The following is a 22,951-nucleotide window of genomic DNA, read 5'->3' as shown; positions in this document are numbered from 1 at the left end:
CCTGCCGCTAGGCCGACCACCACGGGCGCAGCGGCAGTCCGCCGTCCCCGCCCTTGTTGTCCAGCTTGACGGCCAGAACCTGGTGTAGCTGAACGACGTTCGTCTCGAACCCGAGACGCGAGCCAGCCATGTACAGACCCCACACCTTGGCGGTCGGCAGACCAACCTCGGCCACTGCCTCGTCCCAATGCTCGACGAGGTTGGCGCACCAGTCGCGCAACGTCAACGCGTAGTGGTGGCGCAGATTCTCCTCGTGCAGCACCTCCAGGCCGACGTCCTGCGCCTCGGTGATGATGCGTCCCGATCCGGTCAGTTCACCGTCGGGGAAGACGTACCGGTCGATGAAGCCGCCTGCGCCCGCCCCGGAGCGATTGTCGGGCCGGGTGATGCAGTGGTTCAGCAGCAGGGCGCCGGTGCGCATCTTCGACTTGAGGAAACGGAAGTACGACGGGTAGTTCTGCACGCCGATGTGCTCGGTCAGTCCGATCGACGACACGGCGTCGAACCCGGACTCGCGCACGTCGCGGTAGTCGCCGTGGCGGACCTCGGCGAGGTCCGCGAGGCCTTCGTCGGCGATCGCCTTCTGCGCCCACGCCGCCTGCTCCTTGGACAGCGTCACGCCGACCGCCTTGACGCCGTGGCGAGCGGCGTAGCGCACCATGCTGCCCCAGCCGCAGCCGACGTCGAGCAACCGGTCGCCGGGCTGCAGGCGCAGCTTCTCGAACACCAGCCGGTACTTGTTGTCCTGGGCCCGTTCGAGGGTCGCGTCGGCGTCTGGGTAGGCCGCGCAGGTGTAGGTCATCGACGGCCCGAGCACCCACTCGTAGAACGTGTTCGATACGTCGTAGTGGTGGTGAATCGCCTCGGCGTCGCGAGTCTTGCTGTGCCGCAATCCCTCTGCGATGCGTCGCCAGCGGGGCAGCGCCTCTTGGGGAGGTGGCGCGATGGGCCGCAAGTGCTCGATGCCGATGGACCGGACGATGTTGGCGAGCAGCCGAGCCGACGGCCGCTTGAAGTCCATCGTGTCGCCCAGAGCGCGCAGCAGATCGTACGGGTCGCCCGGATGCACGCCGGTGGGCACCACGTCGCCGGAGACGTACGCGCGAGCCAGTCCCAGCTCGCCCGGAGCGGTGGCCAAGTACGTGGTGCCGCGGGGGGTGCGCAGGTCGAGCCCGACGCGAGCGTCGGCCGGACCGGCCGAACTGCCGTCGTAGGCGGTGAACTTCATCGCGAGATCGTCACCGGCGGTGAGTGCCTCGAGAACTTCGGCAAGGGTCAGCTTGCCGGTCGCCGAAGCGGAGTCCTCTTTATAGGTCGTCATTGGTGCTCTCCGCTCGTCGTGCCAACGCTCATCGGTGCTCTCTGCTCATCGCCGCTGGACCGCCTTGGCATAGAGGTCGAGCAGACGTGAGTCTGGGTCGTAGGTCTTCTTGACCGTGTCGTAGGTTTCCCCGCCGTAGAGCTCGTCGAACTCCTCGGGTGAGTAATAGGCGTCGGAGTACAGCGACTTGTGGCCGTCCAATTCGCTGACCTTCTTCTCGATGAGCCGATTCGTCTGTCCCTCTGCCGATCCGGCCGGTACCGACGACCAAAAGCCAATGTTCACGTAGGTGCGCTGTCCGGCAATGGGGTACAGCGGCCAGCCCACGTCGTCGCGCAGCCGCAACGGACACAGCCAAATGGGTTCGATCGGAACCTCGTCGAGGAACCATTCGACGAATTCGGCGGTTCGCCCGATCGGCACCTCGACGTCCTGGACGACGCGTTCCAGCGGCGGGCGGCCGTGACGCTTCTCGATGCGATCGGCGATGTCGAACCGTCGGTCGTAGGCGATCAGCTTCCAGTAGAAGCTGCTGCGGCGCAGCCGGCGGGGCCAGAACCGCCGGACGGTCGGATTCTGCGCGCCGAACGCCCGCGAGCACCAGAACCAGTCGGTGTCCCACCGCCACAGGTAGTCGTGAATGGTCAGCCGGTCGTGCTTCTCGCCAGCGGCGTGCTGGATGGACCGGTAGTAGATCTGGCTCCCGGTGTAGTCGCTCACCGGCCCGGGCGTCGCCGTCCGCACCCCGACGCACAGGTAGGACTCCTCGGCGCTGAACACCACGCCGTCGAGGTAGTCGACCGGTGCGCCGTCCAAACCTCGGGTCTCGACGATCCGGTCCATGGTGGCGACCAGGTCGGCCACTGAATCAAAACGCAGATGGCGCAGGGCCACGAACGGTTTGACGGGCTCGAGTTCGATCTTGAGTCGTACCGAATAGCCAAGCGTCCCATAGGAATTTGGGAAGGCGTAGAAGAGATCGGAGTGGGAGTCGCGGCTCGCCGTCACCACCTCCCCGGTGCCCGTCAGGATGTCCATCTCCAGTACCGACTCGTGCGGAAGGCCGTTTCGGAAGGAGGCCGACTCGATTCCGAGTCCCGTGACCGCGCCGCCGAGGGTGATGGTCTTCAACTGCGGCACCACCAGCGGGGACAAGCCGTGGGGGAGCGTCGCCGCGACCAGGTCCTCATAGGTGCACATCCCCGCGACGTCGGCGGTGCGCGCGTCGGGGTCCACGGAGATCACGCCCGTCAGACCGGAGACGTCGAGACCGGCGACGGTGGACTTCTCACGGGCCCGGAACAGATTCGAGGTGGGCTTGGCCAGGCGCACGGTAGCTCGGGGCGGAATCGCGCGGTAGCTCGCCAGCAGTCTCTCCACGCCTGCCGCGTGGGCCGACTGCGCTCCGGTCTCTGCAACAGTCACACACGTACGCTAGACCCCGGTCGCATCCGATGCGACTGGACCGGCCGGGGGCAACCCCCGTTCACCCTCAGATATAGGAGTCTTCACCGATGGGACAGGTCAGCGCCTCCAGCACTGTCTTGATCAACGCCGAACCCGACGCGGTGTTCGCGGCGGTCGCCGACTATCAGACGGTTCGTCCGAAGATCCTCTCCTCGCACTACCGCGACTACCAGGTCCTCGAAGGCGGCCACGGCGCGGGCACCGTCGCGTCGTGGAAGCTCCAGGCCACCGAATCGCGGGTGCGAGACGTCAAGGCCACCGTCGACGTCGCCGGACACGCCGTCATCGAGAAGGACGCCAACTCGACGATGGTGACCAACTACACAGTTGCGCCGGCCGGGCCGGGCGCGTCGGTGACCGTCAAGACGACGTGGCAGGGCGCCGGTGGCGTCAAGGGCTTCTTCGAGAAGACCTTCGCGCCGCTGGGCCTTCGCAAGATTCAGGCCGAGGTGCTCGGCAATCTGAAGAAGCAGGTCGAGGCGAACTAGCCGCGGTCAGGCGACGGCCCGGGCGGGGCGGGTCGCCAGGAAGCCGGCGATCCCCCGGACCACGGCGTCGGCGTACTTCTGCCGGCCCTCGGGGCTTTCGATCAGTGCCGAGTCGGCCGGGTTCTTCATGTTGCCCAACTCGACGAGGACCGACGGGTACTGCGCCAGGTTCAGACCCGTCAGGTCCGACCGGGGGTACAGCCCGCCCTGGCCGATGTAGTTGGCGGGCATGAGTCCGGACGCCTGCAGTTGGTCGCGCATGGTCTGGGCGAACTGCATCGACGGCCCCGCCTGAGCGGCGTTCAGGGGCGGCGACGAGTAGTTGACGTGAAACCCGCGGCCGGTCGCCGGGCCGCCGTCGGCATGGATCGAGACGATCGCGTCGGGCTTGAGCGCGTTGGCCATCGCCGCACGCTCGTCGACGCACGCGGCCACGCTGGTGTCGTCGCCGCGGGACATGGCGGTCCGCACCCCGAGAGCGGTCAACTCTTGGCGGATGCGCAACACGGTCTCCCAGTTGAAGGTGTGCTCGGGATAGCCGTCGTCGGTCGTCGTCCCACTGGTCTGGCAGTCCTTGGTGCCGCCGCGGCCCGTCGGGACCTGCTTGGTCAGTGACGCGTCGTTGGCGCCGTTGTGACCGGGGTCCAGGAAGACGATCATCCCGGCGATGTTGGACGGGGCGGCCGCGGCGGACGGAGACGGGATCACGGCAATGAGGAGGCCGACGGCGAGGGCTGCGCCGACACGCAGGCAGGCAGGTACGTGCACGTCGGCCAAGGTAGTTCGCGACACGACTAGTCTTGGGGGGCGAATCGCCACCCGAGGACGATGGCAATCAAGTCGAGACCCAACCGCTACTCACTCGATTCCAGATACGAAGGGGTCCCACATGCAACCCGGCCAACCGCCCGACATGTCGGCGCTCCTCGCGCAGGCTCAGCAGGTTCAGCAGCAGTTGATGGAGGCGCAGGAAGCGCTCGCCGTCGCCGAGGTGCACGGCCAGGCCGGTGGCGGACTGGTGCAGGTGACGATGAAGGGCAGCGGCGAGGTCACCGGTGTCGCGATCGACCCGAAGGTCGTCGACCCCGAGGACGTGGAGACGCTGCAGGATCTCGTCGTCGGCGCCATCAGGGACGCCGCCCAGCAGGTGTCGATGATGGCGCAGAGCAAGCTGGGCCCGCTGGCCGGTGGCCTCGGCGGGCTCGAACTGCCCGGGTTCTGACTTGTACCGCCATGTTTGAGGGCCCAGTCCAAGACTTGATCGACGAGCTGGGCAAGCTGCCCGGGATCGGGCCGAAGAGTGCGCAGCGCATCGCCTTTCACCTGCTGTCGGTCGAGCCGCCGGACATCGACCGGTTGACCGCCGTGCTGGCCAAGGTGCGTGACGGCGTGCAGTTCTGCTCGGTGTGCGGCAACGTCTCCGACGCCGAGCGCTGTCGCATCTGCGCCGATTCGCGGCGGGACGCCTCGCTGGTGTGCGTGGTGGAGGAGCCCAAGGACGTCGCGGCGGTCGAGCGCACACGCGAGTTCCGCGGCCGCTACCACGTGCTGGGCGGTGCCCTGGACCCGCTGTCGGGGATCGGACCGGAGCAGTTGCGAATCCGCGAACTACTCAACCGAATTGGCGAGCGGGTGGACGGCGTGGACGTCGCCGAGGTGATCATCGCCACCGACCCCAACACCGAGGGCGAGGCCACGGCGACCTACCTGGTGCGCATGCTGCGCGACATTCCCGGGCTCACGGTCACCCGCATCGCCTCCGGGCTGCCGATGGGCGGCGACCTGGAATTCGCCGACGAGCTCACCCTGGGACGCGCCCTGACCGGCCGCCGGGCGATGGCTTAGGTTGGCGACCATGCCTGACGATGAGTTCAAGGTCGAGGTCGAACTCGGCGACGAGGCGCACCACCTGTCGTTCTGGGACCGGCTGCGCTCGCTGGACGTCGATGACGCCGCCCGCCAACGGCTGGGCAGCCGTGTGACGGTGACCCGCGACGGCAACCGGATTCAGCTGTACACGCACAGCTTGCAGGACGCCAAGGAGGCCGAGCGGACGGCCCGTGAACTCGTCCAGGCCGACGACGTCACCGCGGAGTACACCGTGACGCGGTGGGACGCCGACTCGCAGGAGTGGGTGGATCCGGGTGACGGTCACGTGGTCACCGATGACGCGCCGGACGTGCCGGTGCCCGACCCGAGTTATGTGATCCTCGAGGCCTACAAGCCGGAGTTCCTGCGCGACCTGGGGTTGTAGGGGCCCGCGCAGCGAGATTGCAGCCACGCACGTGGCTACTCGAACTTTCGCTGCGTGACGTCAATCTCGCCGACGTGTCGGTGGTCGGCGGCACGCTTCGATCGTGGACGGACCGTTCGTCGGCGCGGAGGCGCTCGCGCAGGGCACGCTCACTCGCCACGAGCTAGCCCGCTGGCATCGTCGGGTACTTCCCGGCGTCTACGTTCCCCGAGGGCACGAGCCGTCGCTGCATGACCGGACCGTCGCGGCATGGCTGTGGTCGGGTCGCCGCGGCGTGATCGCCGGCCGTGCCGCTGCCGCGCTGCACGGGGCGGACTGGGTGGACGCGGCGATCCCGATCGAACTGATTTGGAGGAACGGGCGGCCACCGGCCGGTCTCGTCGTTCGCCACGAAGCCATCGGCGACGACGAGGTCACGACGGTGTGCGGAATCCCGGTGACGACCAAGACGCGCACCGCGTTCGACCTCGGAAGGCACCTCGACCGCGGCGAGGCGGTGGCGCGATTGGATGCGCTCAGGCGGGCCACGGCATTCAAGAACGACGCGGTGTTGCGTTTGGCCGACCGGTATCCCGGGGCCAGGGGACTTGCATTGCTACGAACCGCGCTGCCCCTGGTCGACGGTGGGGCTGCATCCCCTAGGGAGACGTGGTTGCGACTTCTCCTCGTCGACGCCGGGCTACCCCGGCCGACGACGCAGCTGGCCGTGGTGGAGAGCCGGGGGAGACGACTTCGAACGCTGGACCTCGGCTGGGACGACTTCATGGTCGGTGTGGAGTACGACGGCGACCAGCACCGCACCGACCGTCCCCAGTACGCGAAGGACGTCCGCGTCAAGCGCAAGCTCGCAGCATTCGGCTGGCTGGTGACCTTCGTGATCAAGGAGGACCGACCCGACGAGATCGTCCGGAGCGTGCGGCAGGCGCTGATCTCGCGGGGGTGGCGGCCCTAGGCGCTGGACCCTAGGCGCGACGCGGGGCGGCGAGGCGTTCGCGCCGCAACCGATCCACCTCGGCCAGCTGAATCGGCGCCAGCTCCCCGACCACTCGAGACAGCAGGTGGTCGGCCAATTGGGGATTGCGAGCCAGACACGGGCCGTGCAGATAGGTCGCCACGATGCTGCCCTGCACCACCCCGTCGAAGCCGTCGCCGTCCCGGTTGCCGGCCCCGGTGACGACCTTCGCCAGCGGCGCGGCATCGGGACCCAGTACCGTTCCGCCGCGGTGGTTCTCGAATCCCGTCAGCCGTTGGTCGAGACCGGCCACCAGCGGTTGCGAGACCACCTCGCCGATGGTGCGAGCGGGCTGCGGCGACGTGGTCACGTCGAGCACCCCGACGCCCTCGACCCGCTCGCCCGACGACGTCTCATACCAATGCCCGAGGACCTGGATCGCCGCGCAGATCGCCAGCACGGGCGCGCCCCGTTCGACGGCCCGTTGCAGGCCGGGGTATTGGATCAGGTGTTTGGTGGCAAGGCGCTGGGCGTAGTCCTCCGCACCGCCGAGCGTGTAGAGGTCCAGCGACTCGGGGACCGGGTCGGCCAGCGTGATCTCGACGACCTCGGCATCGATTCCCCTGCGCCGCAATCTCTCTCGCAAGACGACGGCATTGCCGCCGTCGCCGTAGGTGCCCATCACGTCGGGCAGCACCAGCCCGATGCGGACGGTCGACTCACTCACGGTTCTCCCCCCGGTCGCTTCGCTCCTGCCCCCGGGGGACGAGGCAGTCGCCGATTCAGTTGCAGGAACGCGGTGTAGTTGGCGATGACTTCGACGTGCCCGGGCGGGCACGATGCGATGGCGGTCACGGTGTCGTGCACCAGGGTGTGGTCGACGCCCGCGTAGCCGAGCCGCACCGCCAGGTCGGTGCCGCGCTCTCCAGCGGCCACCACGGTCGTGACCCGTCCGTCTGCTCTTCGCGCAAGCGGCTCATCGGTGAAGTGTTCGAATCCCACGTCCCACAGCCACGACAGATCCTCCCCGTCGGGCACCTGGCCGTTGACCGCGATCACCACCCCGGCACCGTGCTTGTCGACCATCGACAGCGCTTCCTGCCAGCCCGCCGGGTTCTTGGCGAGCAGCACCCGGACGGTGTGCTGACCTAGTTGGACGGTGCGGTAGCGCCCAGCGACCTCGTCGACCGAGGACACGGCGGCGACCGCCTTGACGGGATCGGCGCCCAGGGCGACGGCCGCCGCGATCGCCTGCGTGGCGTTGCCGCGGTTGACGGCGCCGGGTAGCGCCAGCGTCATCGGCAGTCGGAGGCCGTCGGGGCCGTAGACGTTCTCGTCGTCGTACCACCACTGCGGCGTGGGCCGTGAGAAGTCGCACCCGGTGGAGTACCAATGCGAGTCCTCGCGAACGATGATCTCGCCGCTGCGGGGGCAACTGACCGAGTCGTTGGCCCACGTTCCGCCCGCGGCCACCCACACCACGTGGGGGCTGTCGTAGGCCGCCGAGGACATCAGCACGTCGTCGCAGTTGGCCACGACGACGGCGTCCCCGTGGCGCGCCAGCCCGCCCCGCAGCGTCCGCTCGATGTGGTTGATCTCACCGACCCGGTCGAGCTGATCGCGCGACAGGTTGAGCAGGACGACGACCGCGGCGGGCACCGCGTCCAAGACGTGCGGCACGTGCATCTCGTCGACTTCGAGCGCTGCGAGCGTCGCGGTGCGGTCGGCGGCCAGGGCCGCGATCAGCCCCGCGTCCATGTTGGCGCCCTCGGCGTTGGTGGCGACGGGACCGATCGTGGCGAGGGCCGCGGCGGTCATCCTGGTGGTGGTCGACTTGCCGTTCGTCCCGGTCACGACCACGGCACTGCGGCCGACGCCGAGCTGAGCCAGGATCGACTTGTCCAGGGCCATGGACACCAGGCCGCCGATCATCGCCCCGGCGCCACGCCCACTCACCCGCGACGCCCAGCGGGCGGCCGACCCGGCGCCAAGCGCCGCTCGTCCTCGCAGCGAGATTCCCCGGGTGACCATTCCCGGCAGTCTAAAAGGGCCAAAGTCGGCTGGCGACACGCGGCGTCTCGGTCCGGCCTTGTCGGGGCCGCGTGCCATCCTCGAAACGTGAGCCTCCAGTTCGGCCGACCGGCCTCCGAGCCCGGAGCGGGCTGGGCCGTGGTCGACGTCGAGACGACGGGTTTTCATCCGCGTCAGGCGCGCGTGGTCAGCGTGGCCGCATTGGCGGTCGGCGACGACGGGAACGTCGAGGGCAGTTTCGCGAGCCTGCTCAACCCGGGCGTCGACCCCGGCCCCACGCACGTCCACGGGCTGACCACCGAGATGCTGCAGGGCCAGCCGACCTTCGCCGAGATCGTCGGGGAGCTCAACGCGGTCCTCGCGGGCCGCACACTGGTGGCGCACAACGTCGGTTTCGACTATTCGTTCCTGGCCAACGAGGCCGAGCTGGTGGGGGCGCAGCTGCCGGTCGACACCGTGATGTGCACGGTCGAGCTGGCCCGCCGGCTCGACCTCGGCGTGGAGAACCTGCGGCTCGAGACGCTGGCCGCGCACTGGGGTGTCACCCAGATGCGGCCCCACGACGCGCTCGACGACGCGACCGTGCTGGCCCAGATCCTCAAGCCCTCACTCGCGGGCGCCCGCGACCGCAACGCCTGGCTGCCGATTCGGCCCGTGGCGCGCCGCACCTGGCCCAACGGTCAGATCACCCACGACGAGCTGCTGCCGCTGCGCACCTTGGCTGCGCGCCTGCCGGGCGACTTCCAGAACCCCGGCCGCCACGTCGCGGGTCGACCGCTGGTGCAGGGCATGCGGGTGGCCCTCTCAGCCGAGGTCACCCACACCTACGAGGAGCTCATCGAGCGGATGCTGCACGCCGGGCTGTCGTACGCCGACATCGTGGATCAGCAGACGTCGTTGGTGGTCTGCAACGACGTCGACCCCGACCAGGGCCGCGGCTATCAGGCCCGGGAGATGGGCATCCCGCTGTGCGACGACGCCACGTTCACCGGTCTGCTCGAACGCGTCGTCGGAGGCACCGACGTCGAGCAGTTCACCGACCCCACACTGCGGGGCGACCAGTTCGCCTTGTTCTAGCTCCGCTAGGCCAGCGCCTTCGTCTTGAGCGCGTCGTACTCGGTCTGCGTGATCGTCCCCGCGTCGAGAAGTTCCTTCGCGTGGGCGATCTCCTCGGCGGGAGACCGTCCCGCGGCCTGTCGGATGTAGTCGTCGGTCTGCCGCTTGGCCGCGACGGCGGCCTCGTGGGCCCGCGCGGACATGCCCTGACCGCGGGCGACGAGGTACACGATCGCCGTCAGCCAGGGGAGGACGAACAGGCACACGACCCAGATCGCCTTCACGACGCCCTTGGTCTGGTGGTCACGCCAGAACAGGTCCGTCAGGATCTGAAAGAGCACCAGCAGGTAGGCGATCCACGCGAAGATGACCAGGAAGTGCCACAGGAAGTCCCACGTCGAGCCCCAGTTCACTGCCACTCCTCACATTCGGCACAACATTATTGACGTTGCCGGCAGTTTACGCCCGAGACGCCCGATTCACCGCCGAAACGACCGCGCGCAGCGAAGCCGTGGTGATGGACGTGGCGATCCCGACCCCCCACACCGTCTTTCCGCCGACCGACGCCTCGACGTAGGCCGCCGCCTGGGCCTCCTCGCCGGAGGACATCGCGTGCTCGGAATAGTCGAGTACGGCTACGTCGAAGCCGACGGCCCCGATGGCGTCGACGAATGCGGCGAGTGGGCCGTTGCCCGCCCCGACGATCTCGCGCTCCTCGCCGTGGACCTTCACCGTCGCGGTGATCGCGTCGGTGCCGCCGTCCTCCTCGGCCGCGTCGACCTTCTGCCGGATGCGCTCCAGCGGACTGATCGGCGCCAGGTACTCCTCGGCGAAGACGTCCCACATCTCCTTGGGCGACACCTCGCCGCCCTCGCCGTCGGTGATCTTCTGAATGGCCTGGCTGAACTCGATCTGCAGTCGCCGCGGCAGGGCCAGACCGTGGTCGGCCTTCATGATGTAGGCGACGCCGCCCTTGCCCGACTGGGAGTTCACCCGGATCACGGCCTCGTAGGTGCGGCCGACGTCCTTGGGGTCGATCGGCAGATATGGCACCTGCCACAGGATGTCGCCGATGTCGGATCCGGCCGTGTCGGCGTCGGTCTTCATCGCGTCCAGGCCCTTGTTGATGGCGTCCTGGTGGCTGCCGGAGAACGCCGTGTAGACCAGGTCGCCGCCGTACGGGTGCCGTTCGTGGACGGGCAGTTGGTTGCAGTATTCGACGGTGCGGCGAATCTCGTCGATGTTGGAGAAGTCGATCTGTGGGTCGACGCCGCGGCTGAACATGTTCAGGCCCAGGGTGACCAGGCAGACGTTGCCGGTGCGTTCACCGTTGCCAAAGAGGCAGCCCTCGATGCGATCGGCACCGGCCTGGTAGCCCAATTCGGCTGCGGCGACGGCGGTTCCGCGATCATTGTGCGGGTGCAGACTCAGGATGATCGAGTCTCGGCGAGCCAGGTTGCGGCTCATCCACTCGATCGAGTCGGCGTAGACGTTGGGCGTGGCCATCTCGACGGTGGCGGGCAGGTTCACGATCAGCGGATTCTCGGGGGTCGCACCGACGATCTCCGACACTGCGTCGCACACCTCCTTGGCGTACTCGAGTTCGGTGCCCGTGTAGGACTCGGGGGAGTATTCGAAACGCCATTGCGTGCCAGGGTGTTTGGCGGCTTCGGCGACGCACATCCGGGCCCCGTCGGTGGCGATCTTCTTGACGGCCTCACGGTCGGCGCGGAACACCACGCGCCGCTGCAGGATCGACGTCGAATTGTAGAAGTGCACGATCGCCCGTGGTGCGCCCGCGCAGGCCTCGAACGTCCGCTCGATCAGTTCGGCCCGGCACTGCGTCAGCACCTGGATGGTGACGTCGTCGGGGATCGCGCCAGAGGTGATGATCTCGCGGACGAAGTCGAAGTCGGTCTGGCTGGCCGAGGGGAATCCGACCTCGATCTCCTTGTAGCCCATGCGGACCAGCAGGTCGAACATGCGCCGCTTGCGTTCCGGGCTCATGGGGTCGATCAGGGCTTGGTTGCCGTCACGCAGGTCGACCGCGCACCACATCGGCGCGGTCTCGACGACCCTGTCCGGCCAGGTGCGGTCGAATGGAACCGGCACGGTGCCCGATGCCGGGCTACCGCCCGGGACCTCTTCGGCGAACGGCCGGTACCGGTGGACCGGCATCGAGGTGCCGCGCTGGGTGTTCCAGACCGGCTGGCCGGGGTGGCGGTCGCCGGACGGGGTGTTGATCGTGCGCGCCGAGGTGTACGCGTCGATGGAATGCGGGTTGGGATTGTTCACGGTTCTGGCTCCGGTTCGAGTCTGGAAGAAATTCAGACCGGCGCATCAAGACGACCCGCGACGGGAAGCCAGTCTGGATCAGACCCCGTCGCGGCGTCCGAGGAGGAGCGTCCGCTGCACGTGGGACACCCTACTCCGCGAGGGTGGATCTCCAAAACACTGGCATGGACCTGGGAGGCCGGCTCGGCAGCTCGACCAGGTCGAGAGGTCCCGACCGGCGCGGGGCGAATCGCGCCGGTCAGGACCAGTCCTCACAGGGTTTGCAGCTCGTAGGCCGCGTCGCGGTGCAGCTTCGCGTCGATGCCGCTTTCCTCGTCCTCGGGCGAGATCCGGATGCCCATCGTCTTCTTGATCGCGTACGCGATGGCGAAGGCGACCACGAACGAGTAGGCCATCACCGCACCGGCGGCGATGATCTGCTTCCAAAGCTGACTGAGACCGCCGCCGTAGAAGAGCCCGTTGGTGGCGTTGGGCATGCTGTCGCTGGCGAACAGGCCGATCAGGACGGTGCCGATGACGCCGCCGACGAGGTGTACGCCGACCACGTCGAGCGAGTCGTCGTAGCCGAACCGCTCCTTGAGGCCAACGGCGTACACGCAGACTGCGCCGGCGATCGCGCCGACCGCGATGGCGCCGATCGGGGTGACCGCACCGCATGCGGGGGTGATGGCGACCAGGCCGGTGATGGCCCCGGACGCCGCACCGACGCCGGTGACGTGCCCGTCCTTGAGCTTCTCCACGGCCAGCCACGCGAGGGTGGCGGCACAGGTCGCGACGAACGTGGTGACCATGACGATGGCTGCCGAGTTGCCGGCGGCCAGCGCCGAACCACCGTTGAACGCATACCAGCCGGCCCATAGCAGGCCCGCGCCGAGCAGCGTCAGGGGCACGTTGTGCGGCTTGCGCAGCTGACCGAACATCGCGGACTTGCCGAGCACGATCGCCACCGCGAGCGCGGCGGCGCCGGCGTTGATGTGCACGGCTGTGCCGCCCGCGAAGTCGATTGCCTTGAGGCTGTTGGCGATCCAGCCGCCGACGGAGTTCTCCGTGACCACGCCGTCGAAGGCGAACACCCAGTGTGCGACGGGGAAGTACACCAGCACCGCCCAGAACACCGCGAACACCATCCACGCGCCGAACTTCATCCGGTCGGCGACCGCGCCCGAGATCAGGGCGACGGTGATGGCGGCGAACAGCGCCTGGAACAACGCGAACAGGCTCACCTGCAGCCCGGAGATGGTGGTTTGGGACTCGAGCAGGTCCTTCATGCCGGCGAACTCGGTGAAGCTGCCGACGAAGCCGCCGTAGCTGGTGCCGAACACCATCGAGAAGCCGAACAGCACCCACAGAACGCCGACGACGGCCACGGCACCGAAGGTCATCATCATCATGTTGGTCGAACTCTTGACCGAGACCATGCCGCCGTAGAACAGCGCCAGCCCGGGGATCATCAGCGTGAGGCCGATGATGCAACACAGCATGAACGCCGTGGTGCCGGTGTCAACTACGTCCATTCGGTAACTCTCCGTCGGTGGTGCGGCCCCCTCGGGGCCGATCACCGGCAGTGAACGTCGTTTCTGTTACGTAGACGCGATCGCGGCGTTGCGCGCACGTTAACGTCCACAGGGACATCACAGCGATTGTCCGGAAAGCTGCGGTGACGTCGTTCGACGCACCCCGCACGTCAGCCTGGGTCTGGCGACACGGGCGTTGTCTAGCATCGAAGCGTGAAACGCGTGAGGCCGTTGACGACGGTCGTGGTGCTGGTGGCGATGCTCGTCGGCGGTGGCATCTGGTGGATCTTCTTCCGCGGCCCGTCCTCCTCGGACTGCGCACCGGTGCGAGAGCTGTTGTCGTTCAACAAGACTCAAATCGAGCGACTCAACGCCAAGACCCACGAACCCGAGCCCGGTTCCTACGGTTCGGAGACCTTGCCCACCGAACTGGACTACCGGGACTGGACCGACGGGCTGGCCGACCGTGCGTCCAAGGTCTCCGCGCCCGACCTGGCGGGCCCGGCGCGCGACATCGCGCAGACCGCGGACAGGTTGGTCCGGGCCCGCCTCGACTATGACGCGCAGGCGGCGCGCACCGCTCCGGGCGCGGCCGCACCGGCGTCGGCGATGGTGGTCAAGGCATTCAACGACCAGTACGAGGGGCAGGTCAGGGCGCTGTTGCAGACGTGCCCGCTGTGAAGGCGGTGCTCCACCGGCCCGTGAACGCCACCTGCTCCAACGGCAACCGCTCCCGTGGTTGCGAGTCTCGCTCGACGATCGCCGCATCGACCGTCGAGTAGTCGCCGAGGGTGCCCACCGCCAGCACCGCGACCGGTCTGACCCCGTCGGGGACGTCGAAGGCGGCCCGCGCCGCGTCGGTGTCGAATCCCGCCATCGGATGGGCGACGAGCCCCTGCGAGACGGCCTCGACGCTGGCGTTGGCGATCGCGGCTCCCGCGTCGACCGCGGAGTAGAAGGCCGTGTTCTCATCGGGTCCCTCGTCGGCGCAGACCAGCAGGAGCGCACCCGCGACCGCAGCGTAGGAGTTGCCGCGCTTGAGCGTCCCGACCAGTGCGTCGAACGTCTCGTCACCACGCAACCCCACGACGAACCGCACGGGCTGGCGACGCCCCCAGGTCGCCGCCCAGCGCGCCGCCTCCAGCACCGCCGTCAGCTGATCCGCCGTGAGCGTCGCCTCGGGGTCGAAGGCCCGCGGACTCCAGCGCGCCGCGATCGGCTGGTGGATCGGGACGCGGGTGTCGGCCAGTCTGTCGGTCACGGGTCCGACGCTACCGCCGGAAGCGGGGTCGGGTCCGAGGGGAAAATCGGGTGCGCAGACCCCTTATCCTTTATGGGACTCACGCGTGAAGGGAAAGGCGAACAGTGGCGCTCGTCGTACAGAAGTACGGCGGATCCTCGGTCTCAGACGCCGACCGGATTCGCCGCGTCGCCGAGCGGATCGTCGAAACCAAGAAGGCGGGCAACGACGTCGTCGTCGTGGTCTCGGCCATGGGCGACACCACCGACGACCTCCTCGACCTGGCCCGTCAGGTCAATCCCGCGCCGCCCCCGCGCGAGATGGACATGTTGCTGACCTCCGGCGAGCGCATCTCCAACGCCTTGGTCGCGATGGCCATCTCCTCGCTCGGCGCCGAGGCGCGGTCCTTCACCGGCTCGCAGGCCGGCGTCATCACCACCGGCACCCACGGCAACGCCAAGATCATCGACGTCACGCCGGGCCGGCTGCGGAGCGCGCTCGACGAGGGGCTGATCGTCCTGGTCGCCGGCTTCCAGGGCGTCAGCCAGGACAGCAAGGACGTGACCACGCTCGGCCGTGGCGGGTCCGACACCACCGCGGTCGCACTGGCCGCCGCGCTGGACGCCGACGTGTGCGAGATCTACACCGACGTGGACGGGATCTTCACCGCCGACCCGCGGATCGTGCCCAACGCGCGGCACCTGGCGAGCGTCAGCTTCGAGGAGATGCTCGAGATGGCCGCCTGCGGGGCCAAGGTACTCATGCTGCGATGCGTGGAATACGCCCGGCGCTACGACGTTCCGATACACGTCAGGTCGTCGTACTCAGACAAGGCGGGCACGCTCGTCAAAGGATCGATGGAGGACATCCCGATGGAAGACGCCATCCTCACCGGAGTCGCCCACGACCGTGGCGAGGCCAAGGTGACGGTCGTCGGGCTACCCGACGTACCTGGCTACGCCGCCAAGGTGTTTCGCGCCGTCGCCGACGCCGACGTGAACATCGACATGGTGTTGCAGAACATCAGCAAGATCGAAGACGGCAAGACCGACATCACCTTCACCTGCGCCCGGGACAACGGCCCGGCCGCAGTCGAGAAGCTGACCTCGCTGCAGGGCGAGATCGGCTTCACCTCAGTGCTCTACGACGACCACATCGGCAAGGTGTCCCTCATCGGTGCGGGCATGCGCAGCCACCCCGGCGTCACCGCGACGTTCTGCGAGGCGCTCGCTGCCGTCGGCGTGAACATCGACCTCATCTCGACCTCGGAGATCCGAATCTCGGTGCTGGTCAAGGACACCGAGCTGGACAAGGCCGTGATGGCGTTGCACGAGGCATTCAACCTGGGCGGCGACGAAGAGGCCGTCGTGTACGCGGGAAGTGGGCTGTAGATGGTGAACGTCGGTGGGAAAGAGCGAAGCGACCGGGGAATCAGCATAGGAGTCGTCGGTGCGACCGGGCAGGTCGGCCAGGTGATGCGAAAGCTGTTGGAGGAGCGGGACTTTCCCACCAGTTCGGTGCGGTTCTTTGCCTCGGCCCGCTCGCAGGGCAAGAAGCTGACCTTCCGCGGCCAAGAGATCGAGGTCGAGGACGCCGAGACGGCCGACCCGGCGGGTCTGGACATCGCGTTGTTCTCCGCCGGCGCCACCATGTCCCGGGTCCAGGCGCCCAGGTTCGCCGCCGCAGGCGCCGTCGTCGTCGACAACTCGTCGGCGTGGCGCAAGGATCCCGAGGTTCCGCTGGTGGTCAGCGAGGTCAACTTCGACCGCGACGCCAAGAACAGGCCCAAGGGCATCATCGCCAACCCCAACTGCACCACCATGGCGGCGATGCCGGTGCTCAAGGTGCTGCACGACGAGGCGCAGCTGGTGCGGATGATCGCCTCGACCTATCAGGCGGTCTCGGGCAGCGGGCTGGCCGGCGTCGAGGAACTCTTCGGTCAGGCGAGCGCCGTCGTCGGCGACAGCGAACGGCTGGTTCACGACGGGTCCGCGCTGACGTATCCCGCGCCGAACAAGTACGTCGCCCCCATCGCCTTCAACGTGGTGCCGCTGGCAGGCTCGCTGGTCGACGACGGTTCGGGGGAGACCGACGAGGACCAGAAGCTTCGCTTCGAGAGCCGCAAGATCCTGGGTATCCCCGACCTGCTGGTCAGCGGAACCTGCGTGCGGGTGCCGGTCTACACCGGGCACTCGTTGTCGATCAACGTCGAGTTCGCGCGGCCGCTGTCGCCCGAGCGGGCCACCGAGCTGCTGGCATCCGCACCGGGCGTGAAGCTCGTCGACGTGCCGACGCCGCTGGCCGCGGCCGGGGCCGACGACTCCCTCGTCGGGCGCATTCGGCAGGATCCAGGTGCCCCCGACGGGCGGGGCTTGGCGTTGTTCGTCTCCGGCGACAACCTTCGAAAGGGCGCTGCGCTCAACACTATTCAGATCGCCGAGCTCCTCGCCGCCGAACTCTGACTCGACGGCCGCCGAGTGTGGACTTCCGTCGCGGCGTGGCGCCGATTGGCGTGCGTCAACTCCACGTTCGGCGTGCTGGTGGTGGCGGTCGGTTTGTTCGCCGCTCCGGCGCACGCCGATCCACCCGCACCCGCGCCCCGGCCCGTGCTCCCGCCGCTGGCGCTCGGGCAGGTGGTGCGGATCGGACCGGTGGCCGGAACGGGCACGGCGACGAGGGATTACGGCATCGGGGCCACGGACCTCTGTGAGTTCATGGAGTTTCCCAGCGGGGTGCTTCAAGTTTGCGGGGACAGCTTCGCCGGGCAGGGCGTGGCCTTCGGTCGGCACTACTCGCCGATCGCCCTGCACGTCGACCTCGACTCGGTGGACGATCCGACCGGCGTGCGCTACTACGGCGTCACCGGCACCGACACGCCCCTGCTCGCCGATCCCACCCCACCCGGGTCGTCGCAGCTGCCGGCCGGCATCGTCGCGGTCAACCGCGAGAACTACATGTTGGTGACCACCACGACCAACCTGGTTCCGTCGACCTCCCGGCTGGTGAAGGCCACGCCATACCAGGGCAACTGGGCCACGGTGCCCGGCTCCCGGCGGCCGGCCACCTATGCCGGTGGCAGACAGTCGCAAATCAGCGGCTACTACGACCCGATCCCCACCCCGGATTCGCCGAGCGGGTGGGTCTACGTCGTGGCCAACGACTTCGACCGCAGCGAGCCCGTCGAGCTCTACCGCGCGACACCGCAGTCGTTCCCCGACCGGTCCAGCTGGCAGGCGTGGTCCGGCGGCGCGACGTGGGGCAAGACGCCGGTGCCGCTGTGGGGCGACCGCGTGGGGGAGATGAGCATCCGTCAGGTCGACGGCAAGACGGTGCTGTCCTACTTCAACGCGACCACCGGCAACATGGAGGTGCGCGTCGCCAACGACCCCACCGGACTCGGTACTGCACCGGTCACGACGGTGGTGCTCGCCGGCGAGTGGCCCGACGAGGCGGACGACCTGCCCGCGCCCGAGGACAACCGGCTGGCCCAGCCCTACGGCGGCTATCTCTCGCCCGGGTCGACGCTGGACGAACTGAGGGTGTTCGTCAGCCAATGGAACACCCTGCCGCAAGCCGACAATGCGCCCTATCGAGTGATCCAGTACGCGGTGAACCCGCTCAAGCCGTAGTCATCAGGTCTCGTCGGAGACCTGATGGCGATCCTGGTGACCGGCCGGCGCCTCCGGGTCCCGCGTCTGGTCGTCGAGGAGATCTTGGAGCTCGCGCTGCTCCTCGGTGGCCTCGGTGGCGTCTACGGGGTTCGCCTGTGAGTCGTCGATTCCTGGTTCCATGCACTACGTGGTACCCGGTGGGGATCCCTCGAACCTGCCCCACAGTGGATTCACGAGGGAACACGGCCGGATGTGGTGGCGCAGCCCGGGACCGGACGACGATCATTGAGACATGAGCCAACCACTCGACTATCCCGGTGACGCCCCCACGGGTCCGCCCGACGGGCACTACCAGCAGGCGCCGCCGGGCTCCCCCTATCCGGCCTACCCACCGACCGGGCCGGGTTCACGCCAATTGGCCCCGGCCAAGCCCAGCCGCCTCAACAAGGTGGCGGCCTGGGTGGGCATCGCCGCCGGGTCACTGGTCATCATCGCCGTGCTGTTCGGGTCCGGCTTCTACTTCGGCCGGGAGACGGCGCCCAAGGTGCCCGACACCGCGGCCGGCGGCTTCGAGCAGGGCGGCCCGATGATCATGCCCATGCCCAGAGGCCAGTTCGAGCGACCGGGACCTGGACCGGGCATCGTCATCCCCAACGGGCCGACGTTCCAGCTACCCAACATCTTCCCGCAGTTCCCGATGTCTCCGCAGTCGCCCACGACTCAGGTGCCGGGGCAGCCGCCCCGCTGACCCGTTGGAACGTTCATAGCTTCTTCACACGCGTTTCATGATTGGCGCATCATGATCGTGGTCACCATCGAGGCATGAGCGAATCAGAACGATCCACTGAACCGGCCACGGGTCCCGTCCAGACCACGGCCACCACCACACCCGTCGTCGTCCACGAGCGCGACGTCGAGGAGCGGCCCCGCCGAAGCAGGCTCAACGTCGTCGCCGCCTGGGTCGGCATCGTCGCGGGGACGGTGTTCGTCGTCGCAGTCGTCTTCTTCTCCGGATTCGTCATCGGAGCGAGCGTCGGCGGCGGCCACCACGGTGGTCATCATGGCCATGGCCAGATGGACGACCGCGAGGGAGGCGGGCCGCGACACGGCTGGCAGGTCGGCCCCGGTGGCCCCGGTGGCCCAGGCGGCCCAGGCGGATTCGGTCCTGGGTTCCAGGGCGGTCCCGGATTTCAGGGCGGTCCCGGTGGCGGTGGCCAGGGGCAAGGTCCTGGTTTCGTGACGCCGACGCCGCCAGGTCGATAGCCTCGACGGGGGTGACGAGTGCGCCCGACACTTCGTGGGTATGCCACTGGTGCGGTGCGTTCAGACGAGATGCGGCCCAGCCCCGAGTGGCCGCGACGGCACCTAGAGATGGATGGCTTCATGACTGAAAAGATCGCGACTACGGACGGCGGCGCGCCGATCCCGAGCGTCGAGCACTCACTGACGGTCGGCCCCGACGGACCAATCCTGCTTCAGGACCACTACCTGATCGAGCAGATGGCCAACTTCAACCGGGAGCGCATCCCGGAGCGGCAGCCACATGCCAAGGGTGGCGGCGCTTTTGGTCACTTCGAGGTGACCAACGACATCAGCCAGTACACCAAGGCGGCGTTCCTGCAGCCGGGCGTCAAGACGGAGATGGTCGCCAGGTTCTCGACCGTGGCCGGTGAGCGCGGCAGCCCAGACACGTGGCGTGACCCGCGCGGGTTCTCGCTGAAGTTCTACACGTCCGAGGGCAACTGGGACATGGTCGGCAACAACACCCCGGTGTTCTTCATCCGCGACCCCATGAAGTTCCAGAACTTCATTCGCAGCCAGAAGCGCATGGCCGCCAACAACCTTCGCGATCACCACATGCAATGGGACTTCTGGACCCTGGTGCCCGAGTCGGCTCATCAGGTGACCTATCTGATGGGTGACCGCGGCATCCCCAAGACCTGGCGAAACATGAACGGCTACTCCAGCCATACCTACAGCCTGGTCAACGCCAGCGACGAACTGTCGTGGGTGAAGTACCACTTCATCTCCGACCAGGGAATCGACTACCTCACCCAGGAGGATGCGGACCGCATCGCCGGCGAGGACGGCGACTACCACCAGCGGGATCTGTATGACTCGATCGAGTCGGGCAACCATCCCAGCTGGACGCTGAAGATCCAGGTCATGCCGTTCGAGGACGCCAAGACCTACCGGATCAACCCGTTCGACCTGACCAAGGTATGGCCGCACTCGGACTACCCGTTGATCGACGTCGGGAAGATGACGTTGGACCGCAACGTCGTCGACTACCACGCGCAGATCGAGCAGGCGGCGTTCGAGCCCAACAACCTCGTGCCCGGCACCGGTCTGTCGCCGGACAAGATGCTGCTGGCCCGTGGATTCTCCTACTCCGACGCGCACCGCGCGCGACTTGGCGTGAACTACAAGCAGATCCCGGTCAACGAGCCGAGGTCGGAGGTCAACGCGTACTCCAAGGACGGCGCGATGCGGATCAAGCTCGCGACCGATCCGGTGTACGCGCCGAATTCGATGGGCGGTCCGGTGGCCGACCCGGCCCGCGCCTCCGAGGTGCACTGGATGGCCGACGGTGACATGGTGCGAACGGCGTACGCGCTGCGGCCCGAGGACGACGACTGGGGCCAGGCGGGCGCGCTCGTTCGCGAGGTCATGGATGACGATCAGCGGGAACGGCTGGTGAGCAACATCGTCGGCCACGTGCTCGACGGCGTGAAGGAACCCGTGCTGTCGCGGGTGTTCGAGTACTGGACGAACGTCGACCCGGAGATCGGCAAGAAGGTGGAGGAGGGCGTGCGCGCCGGCGACGGCTAGTTCGTCCCCTCGGTTCGAGACTCTGGCGGCGCACCACCCTCGCGGGTGGGGCGTCGCCAGAGTCGCGTTCGGGCCGGGAAGGCGGCACGACACGCCGGTAAGAATGCCATCCTTGTGATTCTCTTGGGGTCTGTGAGACCATTGAGAACTTTGGGGAAGATGTGGCGATAGCTCCCAATTCGTGACAATGTCGCTACCCATGACACGCGTGCGAGTAGTGCTGGTCGCGGCGGTCGGCGCGATGTTGGTGCTCTTGATGAGCGCGTGCTCGACGCCGCAGGCACCACCGCAACGCGGCTTGGCGAAGGTGTTCTCGGTCGGCGACTGCGTCGCCATCCCGTCGGATTCCCCCGATGCACCCACCACCCTGACGGCGGACAAGGCGTCGTGTGCCGCGGATCCCAGTTACACCGTGGGAGCGCTCGCCGACGAGTCCGGAACGTGCCCGAGCGCTGAATACCAGCACGTGCCAACACAATTCGCCGACCCGTCGACCACGCGCCTGTGTCTGGTGCCCAATCTGGTCGCCAATCACTGCTACGTCATGGACATGCCGATCGGCATGCTGCAACTCGCCAACTGCGCCGAGCGGGGTCAGAAGGGTCTATTGGTTCAGGTCACGCAGCGCCTTGACGTCCGCGACCAGCAGGCCTGTCCCGCGGCGGTGGGCCAATACGCCTGGCCCTACCCGTCGCCGCCCCGCACGTACTGCACACTGACGATCTTCTAGGCATTCTCGCCCGCCGAACGGCCTGGCATGATCGAGCCCATGAGCATCGACGTCGTCTACACCGCAGAGTCCACGTCCACCGGCGGGGGCCGCGACGGCCACGTCTCCTCCGCCGACGGCAAGATCGACCTCGACACCCGTCCCCCGAAGGAGATGGGCGGCAGTGGCGAGGGCGTGAACCCCGAACTCCTCTTCTCCGCCGGGTACTCCGCCTGCTTCCTCGGCGCCCTGCGGTTGGTCGCGCGCAACGAGAAGATCGACGTCGACGACGCCAGCGGCATCACCGCGCAGATCGGCTTCGGCAAGGACTCCGAGGGCGGCTTCGGGCTGACCGCCCACCTCATCGGGTACCTGCCTGGTCTCGAGCAGAGCGTCGCCGACGACCTGATGGAGAAGGCCCACGGCGTCTGCCCCTACTCCAAGGCCACCCGCGGCAACATCGAGGTCAAGCTGACGGCCAAGGTCGTCTAGCCGATGCGCAGGAGCGCCGGCGTGGTGGTCGCCGTCATCGCGGGAGCCGTCGCCGCGGCGCCAGTCGCCGACGCACGCCCGTCCGATCCCGGTGTGGTGTCCTACGCCGTCCTGGGCAAGGGATCGGTGGGCAACGTCGTCGGTGCTCCGATGGGGTGGGAGTCGACCTTCACGGCACCCTTTCAGGGCTATTACGTCGACCTGCCCGTCTGCAACGACTGGGCCGACATCGGTCTGCCCGAGGTCTACGAGGACCCCGACCTGGCGTCGTTCAACGGCGCCGTCGCCCAACGCGCCGAGAACGACGACACCAACCTGGTCAAGCAGGCCGTCGGGGTATTCGCCACCACCGACGCCGCCACTCGGGCGTTTCACCGGGTGACCGACAGGACGGTTGGATGCGCCGGCCAGACGACCGCGATGCACCTCGAGGACTTCTCCACCCAGGTCTGGTCGTTCTCCGGTGGCGGACCGACGGGAAACGACGCGGTGTGGGTCAAGCAGGAGGCGGGTACTGATCGACGGTGCTTCATTCAAACCAGGTTGCGCGAGAACGTTCTGCTACAAGCGAAAGTCTGTCAGCCTGGCAACGGTGGCCCCGCGGTGAACGTGCTGGCTGGCGCGATGCAGAACACTCTGGGCCAGTAACGGGCCCATGGTGTTCGCCCGCGAAGCCGGTCGAGGGCGAA

At 67.9% G+C, this 22,951-nt stretch carries 26 protein-coding genes; 16 read left to right on the top strand and 10 right to left on the bottom strand.

The features are described 5' to 3' along the window. Positions 1–7: 7 nt before the first annotated feature. Both ABZ195_RS24195 and ABZ195_RS24190 read right to left on the bottom strand, forming a co-directional pair. Positions 8–1,321 carry a class I SAM-dependent methyltransferase gene (locus tag ABZ195_RS24195; RefSeq protein ID WP_355222244.1) on the bottom strand — a complete coding sequence of 438 codons (1,314 nt, stop codon included), beginning with the start codon at positions 1,319–1,321 and terminating at the stop codon, positions 8–10. A gap of 45 nt (positions 1,322–1,366) precedes the next feature. Next, the gene (locus ABZ195_RS24190) at positions 1,367–2,746 is read right to left on the bottom strand and encodes an FAD-binding oxidoreductase (RefSeq protein WP_355222242.1); all 1,380 of its coding nucleotides are present in this window, start codon (positions 2,744–2,746) and stop codon (positions 1,367–1,369) included. A gap of 89 nt (positions 2,747–2,835) precedes the next feature. On the opposite strand from ABZ195_RS24190, the gene ABZ195_RS24185 reads away from it, so the two are divergent. Continuing rightward, the gene (locus ABZ195_RS24185) at positions 2,836–3,276 is read left to right on the top strand and encodes an SRPBCC family protein (RefSeq protein WP_355222240.1); all 441 of its coding nucleotides are present in this window, start codon (positions 2,836–2,838) and stop codon (positions 3,274–3,276) included. 6 nt (positions 3,277–3,282) lie between these two features. Here ABZ195_RS24185 and ABZ195_RS24180 read toward each other — a convergent pair whose 3' ends face one another. Then, positions 3,283–4,044 carry an Rv3717 family N-acetylmuramoyl-L-alanine amidase gene (locus tag ABZ195_RS24180; protein WP_355222239.1) on the bottom strand — a complete coding sequence of 254 codons (762 nt, stop codon included), beginning with the start codon at positions 4,042–4,044 and terminating at the stop codon, positions 3,283–3,285. A gap of 121 nt (positions 4,045–4,165) precedes the next feature. Between ABZ195_RS24180 and ABZ195_RS24175 the strand changes: the two genes are divergently transcribed. The 4 genes from ABZ195_RS24175 to ABZ195_RS24160 all read left to right on the top strand — a co-directional run bounded on the left by ABZ195_RS24175 (position 4,166) and on the right by ABZ195_RS24160 (position 6,482). Further along, the gene (locus tag ABZ195_RS24175) at positions 4,166–4,498 is read left to right on the top strand and encodes a YbaB/EbfC family nucleoid-associated protein (RefSeq protein ID WP_355222238.1); all 333 of its coding nucleotides are present in this window, start codon (positions 4,166–4,168) and stop codon (positions 4,496–4,498) included. 11 nt (positions 4,499–4,509) lie between these two features. Next, positions 4,510–5,121 (top strand): recombination mediator RecR, encoded by a 612-nt coding sequence (recR, locus tag ABZ195_RS24170; protein ID WP_263997258.1) that lies wholly within the window; start codon positions 4,510–4,512, stop codon positions 5,119–5,121. Between the two features lie 10 nt (positions 5,122–5,131). Further along, complete coding sequence (locus ABZ195_RS24165) at positions 5,132–5,530, top strand: hypothetical protein (protein ID WP_355222237.1); 399 nt, start codon at positions 5,132–5,134, stop codon at positions 5,528–5,530. A gap of 103 nt (positions 5,531–5,633) precedes the next feature. Next, the gene (locus ABZ195_RS24160) at positions 5,634–6,482 is read left to right on the top strand and encodes a hypothetical protein (protein ID WP_355222235.1); all 849 of its coding nucleotides are present in this window, start codon (positions 5,634–5,636) and stop codon (positions 6,480–6,482) included. Positions 6,483–6,492: 10 nt separating this feature from the next. Here the strand turns inward: ABZ195_RS24160 and ABZ195_RS24155 are convergent, their stop codons facing one another. Together ABZ195_RS24155 and ABZ195_RS24150 are read right to left on the bottom strand one after the other, a co-directional pair. After that, positions 6,493–7,209, bottom strand: coding sequence for a glutamine amidotransferase (locus ABZ195_RS24155; protein WP_355222233.1), 717 nt, complete (start codon positions 7,207–7,209; stop codon positions 6,493–6,495). Further along, complete coding sequence (locus tag ABZ195_RS24150; RefSeq protein WP_355222231.1) at positions 7,206–8,513, bottom strand: Mur ligase family protein; 1,308 nt, start codon at positions 8,511–8,513, stop codon at positions 7,206–7,208. Before ABZ195_RS24150 ends, ABZ195_RS24155 begins: the two co-directional genes overlap by 4 nt. An 87-nt stretch (positions 8,514–8,600) precedes the next feature. On the opposite strand from ABZ195_RS24150, the gene ABZ195_RS24145 reads away from it, so the two are divergent. Next, positions 8,601–9,590, top strand: a complete 990-nt coding sequence (locus tag ABZ195_RS24145) for a DEDDh family exonuclease (RefSeq protein WP_355222229.1) — start codon at positions 8,601–8,603, stop codon at positions 9,588–9,590. Between the two features lie 5 nt (positions 9,591–9,595). Here the strand turns inward: ABZ195_RS24145 and ABZ195_RS24140 are convergent, their stop codons facing one another. From ABZ195_RS24140 to ABZ195_RS24130, 3 genes are all read right to left on the bottom strand, one after another. Then, positions 9,596–9,982, bottom strand: coding sequence for an SHOCT domain-containing protein (locus ABZ195_RS24140; RefSeq protein ID WP_355222346.1), 387 nt, complete (start codon positions 9,980–9,982; stop codon positions 9,596–9,598). Positions 9,983–10,028: 46 nt separating this feature from the next. Continuing rightward, positions 10,029–11,840: a 2-isopropylmalate synthase gene (leuA, locus tag ABZ195_RS24135; protein ID WP_355222344.1), complete on the bottom strand. Its 1,812-nt coding sequence runs from the start codon at positions 11,838–11,840 to the stop codon at positions 10,029–10,031. Positions 11,841–12,115: 275 nt separating this feature from the next. Next, positions 12,116–13,378 carry an ammonium transporter gene (locus ABZ195_RS24130; RefSeq protein ID WP_355222227.1) on the bottom strand — a complete coding sequence of 421 codons (1,263 nt, stop codon included), beginning with the start codon at positions 13,376–13,378 and terminating at the stop codon, positions 12,116–12,118. Positions 13,379–13,591: 213 nt separating this feature from the next. On the opposite strand from ABZ195_RS24130, the gene ABZ195_RS24125 reads away from it, so the two are divergent. After that, positions 13,592–14,059, top strand: a complete 468-nt coding sequence (locus ABZ195_RS24125) for a hypothetical protein (protein WP_355222225.1) — start codon at positions 13,592–13,594, stop codon at positions 14,057–14,059. On the opposite strand, the gene ABZ195_RS24120 is transcribed toward ABZ195_RS24125, so the two are convergent. After that, positions 14,028–14,639, bottom strand: a complete 612-nt coding sequence (locus tag ABZ195_RS24120) for a nitroreductase family protein (RefSeq protein ID WP_355222224.1) — start codon at positions 14,637–14,639, stop codon at positions 14,028–14,030. The genes ABZ195_RS24125 and ABZ195_RS24120 overlap by 32 nt on opposite strands. Before the next feature lie 104 nt (positions 14,640–14,743). Here ABZ195_RS24120 and ABZ195_RS24115 point away from each other — a divergent pair, with 104 nt between their 5' ends. From ABZ195_RS24115 to ABZ195_RS24105, 3 genes are all read left to right on the top strand, one after another. Beyond that, the gene (locus ABZ195_RS24115) at positions 14,744–16,009 is read left to right on the top strand and encodes an aspartate kinase (RefSeq protein WP_355222222.1); all 1,266 of its coding nucleotides are present in this window, start codon (positions 14,744–14,746) and stop codon (positions 16,007–16,009) included. After that, entirely contained in the window at positions 16,010–17,080 is a 1,071-nt protein-coding gene (locus ABZ195_RS24110; RefSeq protein ID WP_355222221.1) for an aspartate-semialdehyde dehydrogenase, read from the top strand. Between the two features lie 72 nt (positions 17,081–17,152). After that, positions 17,153–18,247 (top strand): DUF4185 domain-containing protein, encoded by a 1,095-nt coding sequence (locus ABZ195_RS24105; protein ID WP_355222342.1) that lies wholly within the window; start codon positions 17,153–17,155, stop codon positions 18,245–18,247. Positions 18,248–18,250: 3 nt separating this feature from the next. Here ABZ195_RS24105 and ABZ195_RS24100 read toward each other — a convergent pair whose 3' ends face one another. After that, on the bottom strand, positions 18,251–18,409 hold the full coding sequence (locus ABZ195_RS24100; protein WP_355222219.1) for a hypothetical protein: 159 nt from the start codon (positions 18,407–18,409) through the stop codon (positions 18,251–18,253). Positions 18,410–18,521: 112 nt separating this feature from the next. On the opposite strand from ABZ195_RS24100, the gene ABZ195_RS24095 reads away from it, so the two are divergent. From ABZ195_RS24095 to ABZ195_RS24070, 6 genes are all read left to right on the top strand, one after another. Beyond that, positions 18,522–18,977, top strand: a complete 456-nt coding sequence (locus ABZ195_RS24095) for a hypothetical protein (RefSeq protein ID WP_355222217.1) — start codon at positions 18,522–18,524, stop codon at positions 18,975–18,977. 74 nt (positions 18,978–19,051) lie between these two features. Beyond that, the gene (locus ABZ195_RS24090) at positions 19,052–19,492 is read left to right on the top strand and encodes a hypothetical protein (protein WP_355222216.1); all 441 of its coding nucleotides are present in this window, start codon (positions 19,052–19,054) and stop codon (positions 19,490–19,492) included. 120 nt (positions 19,493–19,612) lie between these two features. Beyond that, a complete protein-coding gene (locus ABZ195_RS24085) occupies positions 19,613–21,061 on the top strand; it encodes a catalase (protein WP_355222214.1) in 1,449 nt (482 codons plus the stop codon). Positions 21,062–21,260: 199 nt separating this feature from the next. Then, entirely contained in the window at positions 21,261–21,791 is a 531-nt protein-coding gene (locus ABZ195_RS24080; RefSeq protein ID WP_355222212.1) for a hypothetical protein, read from the top strand. Between the two features lie 39 nt (positions 21,792–21,830). Further along, entirely contained in the window at positions 21,831–22,262 is a 432-nt protein-coding gene (locus ABZ195_RS24075) for an organic hydroperoxide resistance protein (protein ID WP_355222210.1), read from the top strand. 3 nt (positions 22,263–22,265) lie between these two features. Beyond that, on the top strand, positions 22,266–22,910 hold the full coding sequence (locus tag ABZ195_RS24070) for a sensor domain-containing protein (RefSeq protein WP_355222208.1): 645 nt from the start codon (positions 22,266–22,268) through the stop codon (positions 22,908–22,910). Positions 22,911–22,951 lie beyond the last annotated feature (41 nt).

Source organism: Mycobacterium sp. NPDC006124, from assembly GCF_040614235.1.
GTDB lineage: Bacteria > Actinomycetota > Actinomycetes > Mycobacteriales > Mycobacteriaceae > Mycobacterium.
Note: the sequence above shows the minus strand (reverse complement) of the source record. Positions and strands in the feature narration are given on the sequence as shown.

Excerpts from the sequence above, each read along its gene's own strand:
- ABZ195_RS24110 (WP_355222221.1), top strand. The coding sequence starts at position 16,010 with ATGGTGAACGTCGGTGGGAAAGAGCGAAGCGACCGGGGAATCAGCATA.
- ABZ195_RS24080 (WP_355222212.1), top strand. The coding sequence starts at position 21,261 with ATGACACGCGTGCGAGTAGTGCTGGTCGCGGCGGTCGGCGCGATGTTG.
- ABZ195_RS24070 (WP_355222208.1), top strand. The coding sequence starts at position 22,266 with ATGCGCAGGAGCGCCGGCGTGGTGGTCGCCGTCATCGCGGGAGCCGTC.
- ABZ195_RS24175 (WP_355222238.1), top strand. The coding sequence starts at position 4,166 with ATGCAACCCGGCCAACCGCCCGACATGTCGGCGCTCCTCGCGCAGGCT.
- ABZ195_RS24100 (WP_355222219.1), bottom strand. The coding sequence starts at position 18,409 with ATGGAACCAGGAATCGACGACTCACAGGCGAACCCCGTAGACGCCACC.
- ABZ195_RS24130 (WP_355222227.1), bottom strand. The coding sequence starts at position 13,378 with ATGGACGTAGTTGACACCGGCACCACGGCGTTCATGCTGTGTTGCATC.
- ABZ195_RS24075 (WP_355222210.1), top strand. The coding sequence starts at position 21,831 with ATGAGCATCGACGTCGTCTACACCGCAGAGTCCACGTCCACCGGCGGG.
- ABZ195_RS24095 (WP_355222217.1), top strand. The coding sequence starts at position 18,522 with ATGAGCCAACCACTCGACTATCCCGGTGACGCCCCCACGGGTCCGCCC.
- ABZ195_RS24085 (WP_355222214.1), top strand. The coding sequence starts at position 19,613 with ATGACTGAAAAGATCGCGACTACGGACGGCGGCGCGCCGATCCCGAGC.
- ABZ195_RS24150 (WP_355222231.1), bottom strand. The coding sequence starts at position 8,513 with ATGGTCACCCGGGGAATCTCGCTGCGAGGACGAGCGGCGCTTGGCGCC.
- ABZ195_RS24195 (WP_355222244.1), bottom strand. The coding sequence starts at position 1,321 with ATGACGACCTATAAAGAGGACTCCGCTTCGGCGACCGGCAAGCTGACC.
- ABZ195_RS24090 (WP_355222216.1), top strand. The coding sequence starts at position 19,052 with ATGAGCGAATCAGAACGATCCACTGAACCGGCCACGGGTCCCGTCCAG.
- ABZ195_RS24185 (WP_355222240.1), top strand. The coding sequence starts at position 2,836 with ATGGGACAGGTCAGCGCCTCCAGCACTGTCTTGATCAACGCCGAACCC.
- ABZ195_RS24165 (WP_355222237.1), top strand. The coding sequence starts at position 5,132 with ATGCCTGACGATGAGTTCAAGGTCGAGGTCGAACTCGGCGACGAGGCG.
- recR (WP_263997258.1), top strand. The coding sequence starts at position 4,510 with ATGTTTGAGGGCCCAGTCCAAGACTTGATCGACGAGCTGGGCAAGCTG.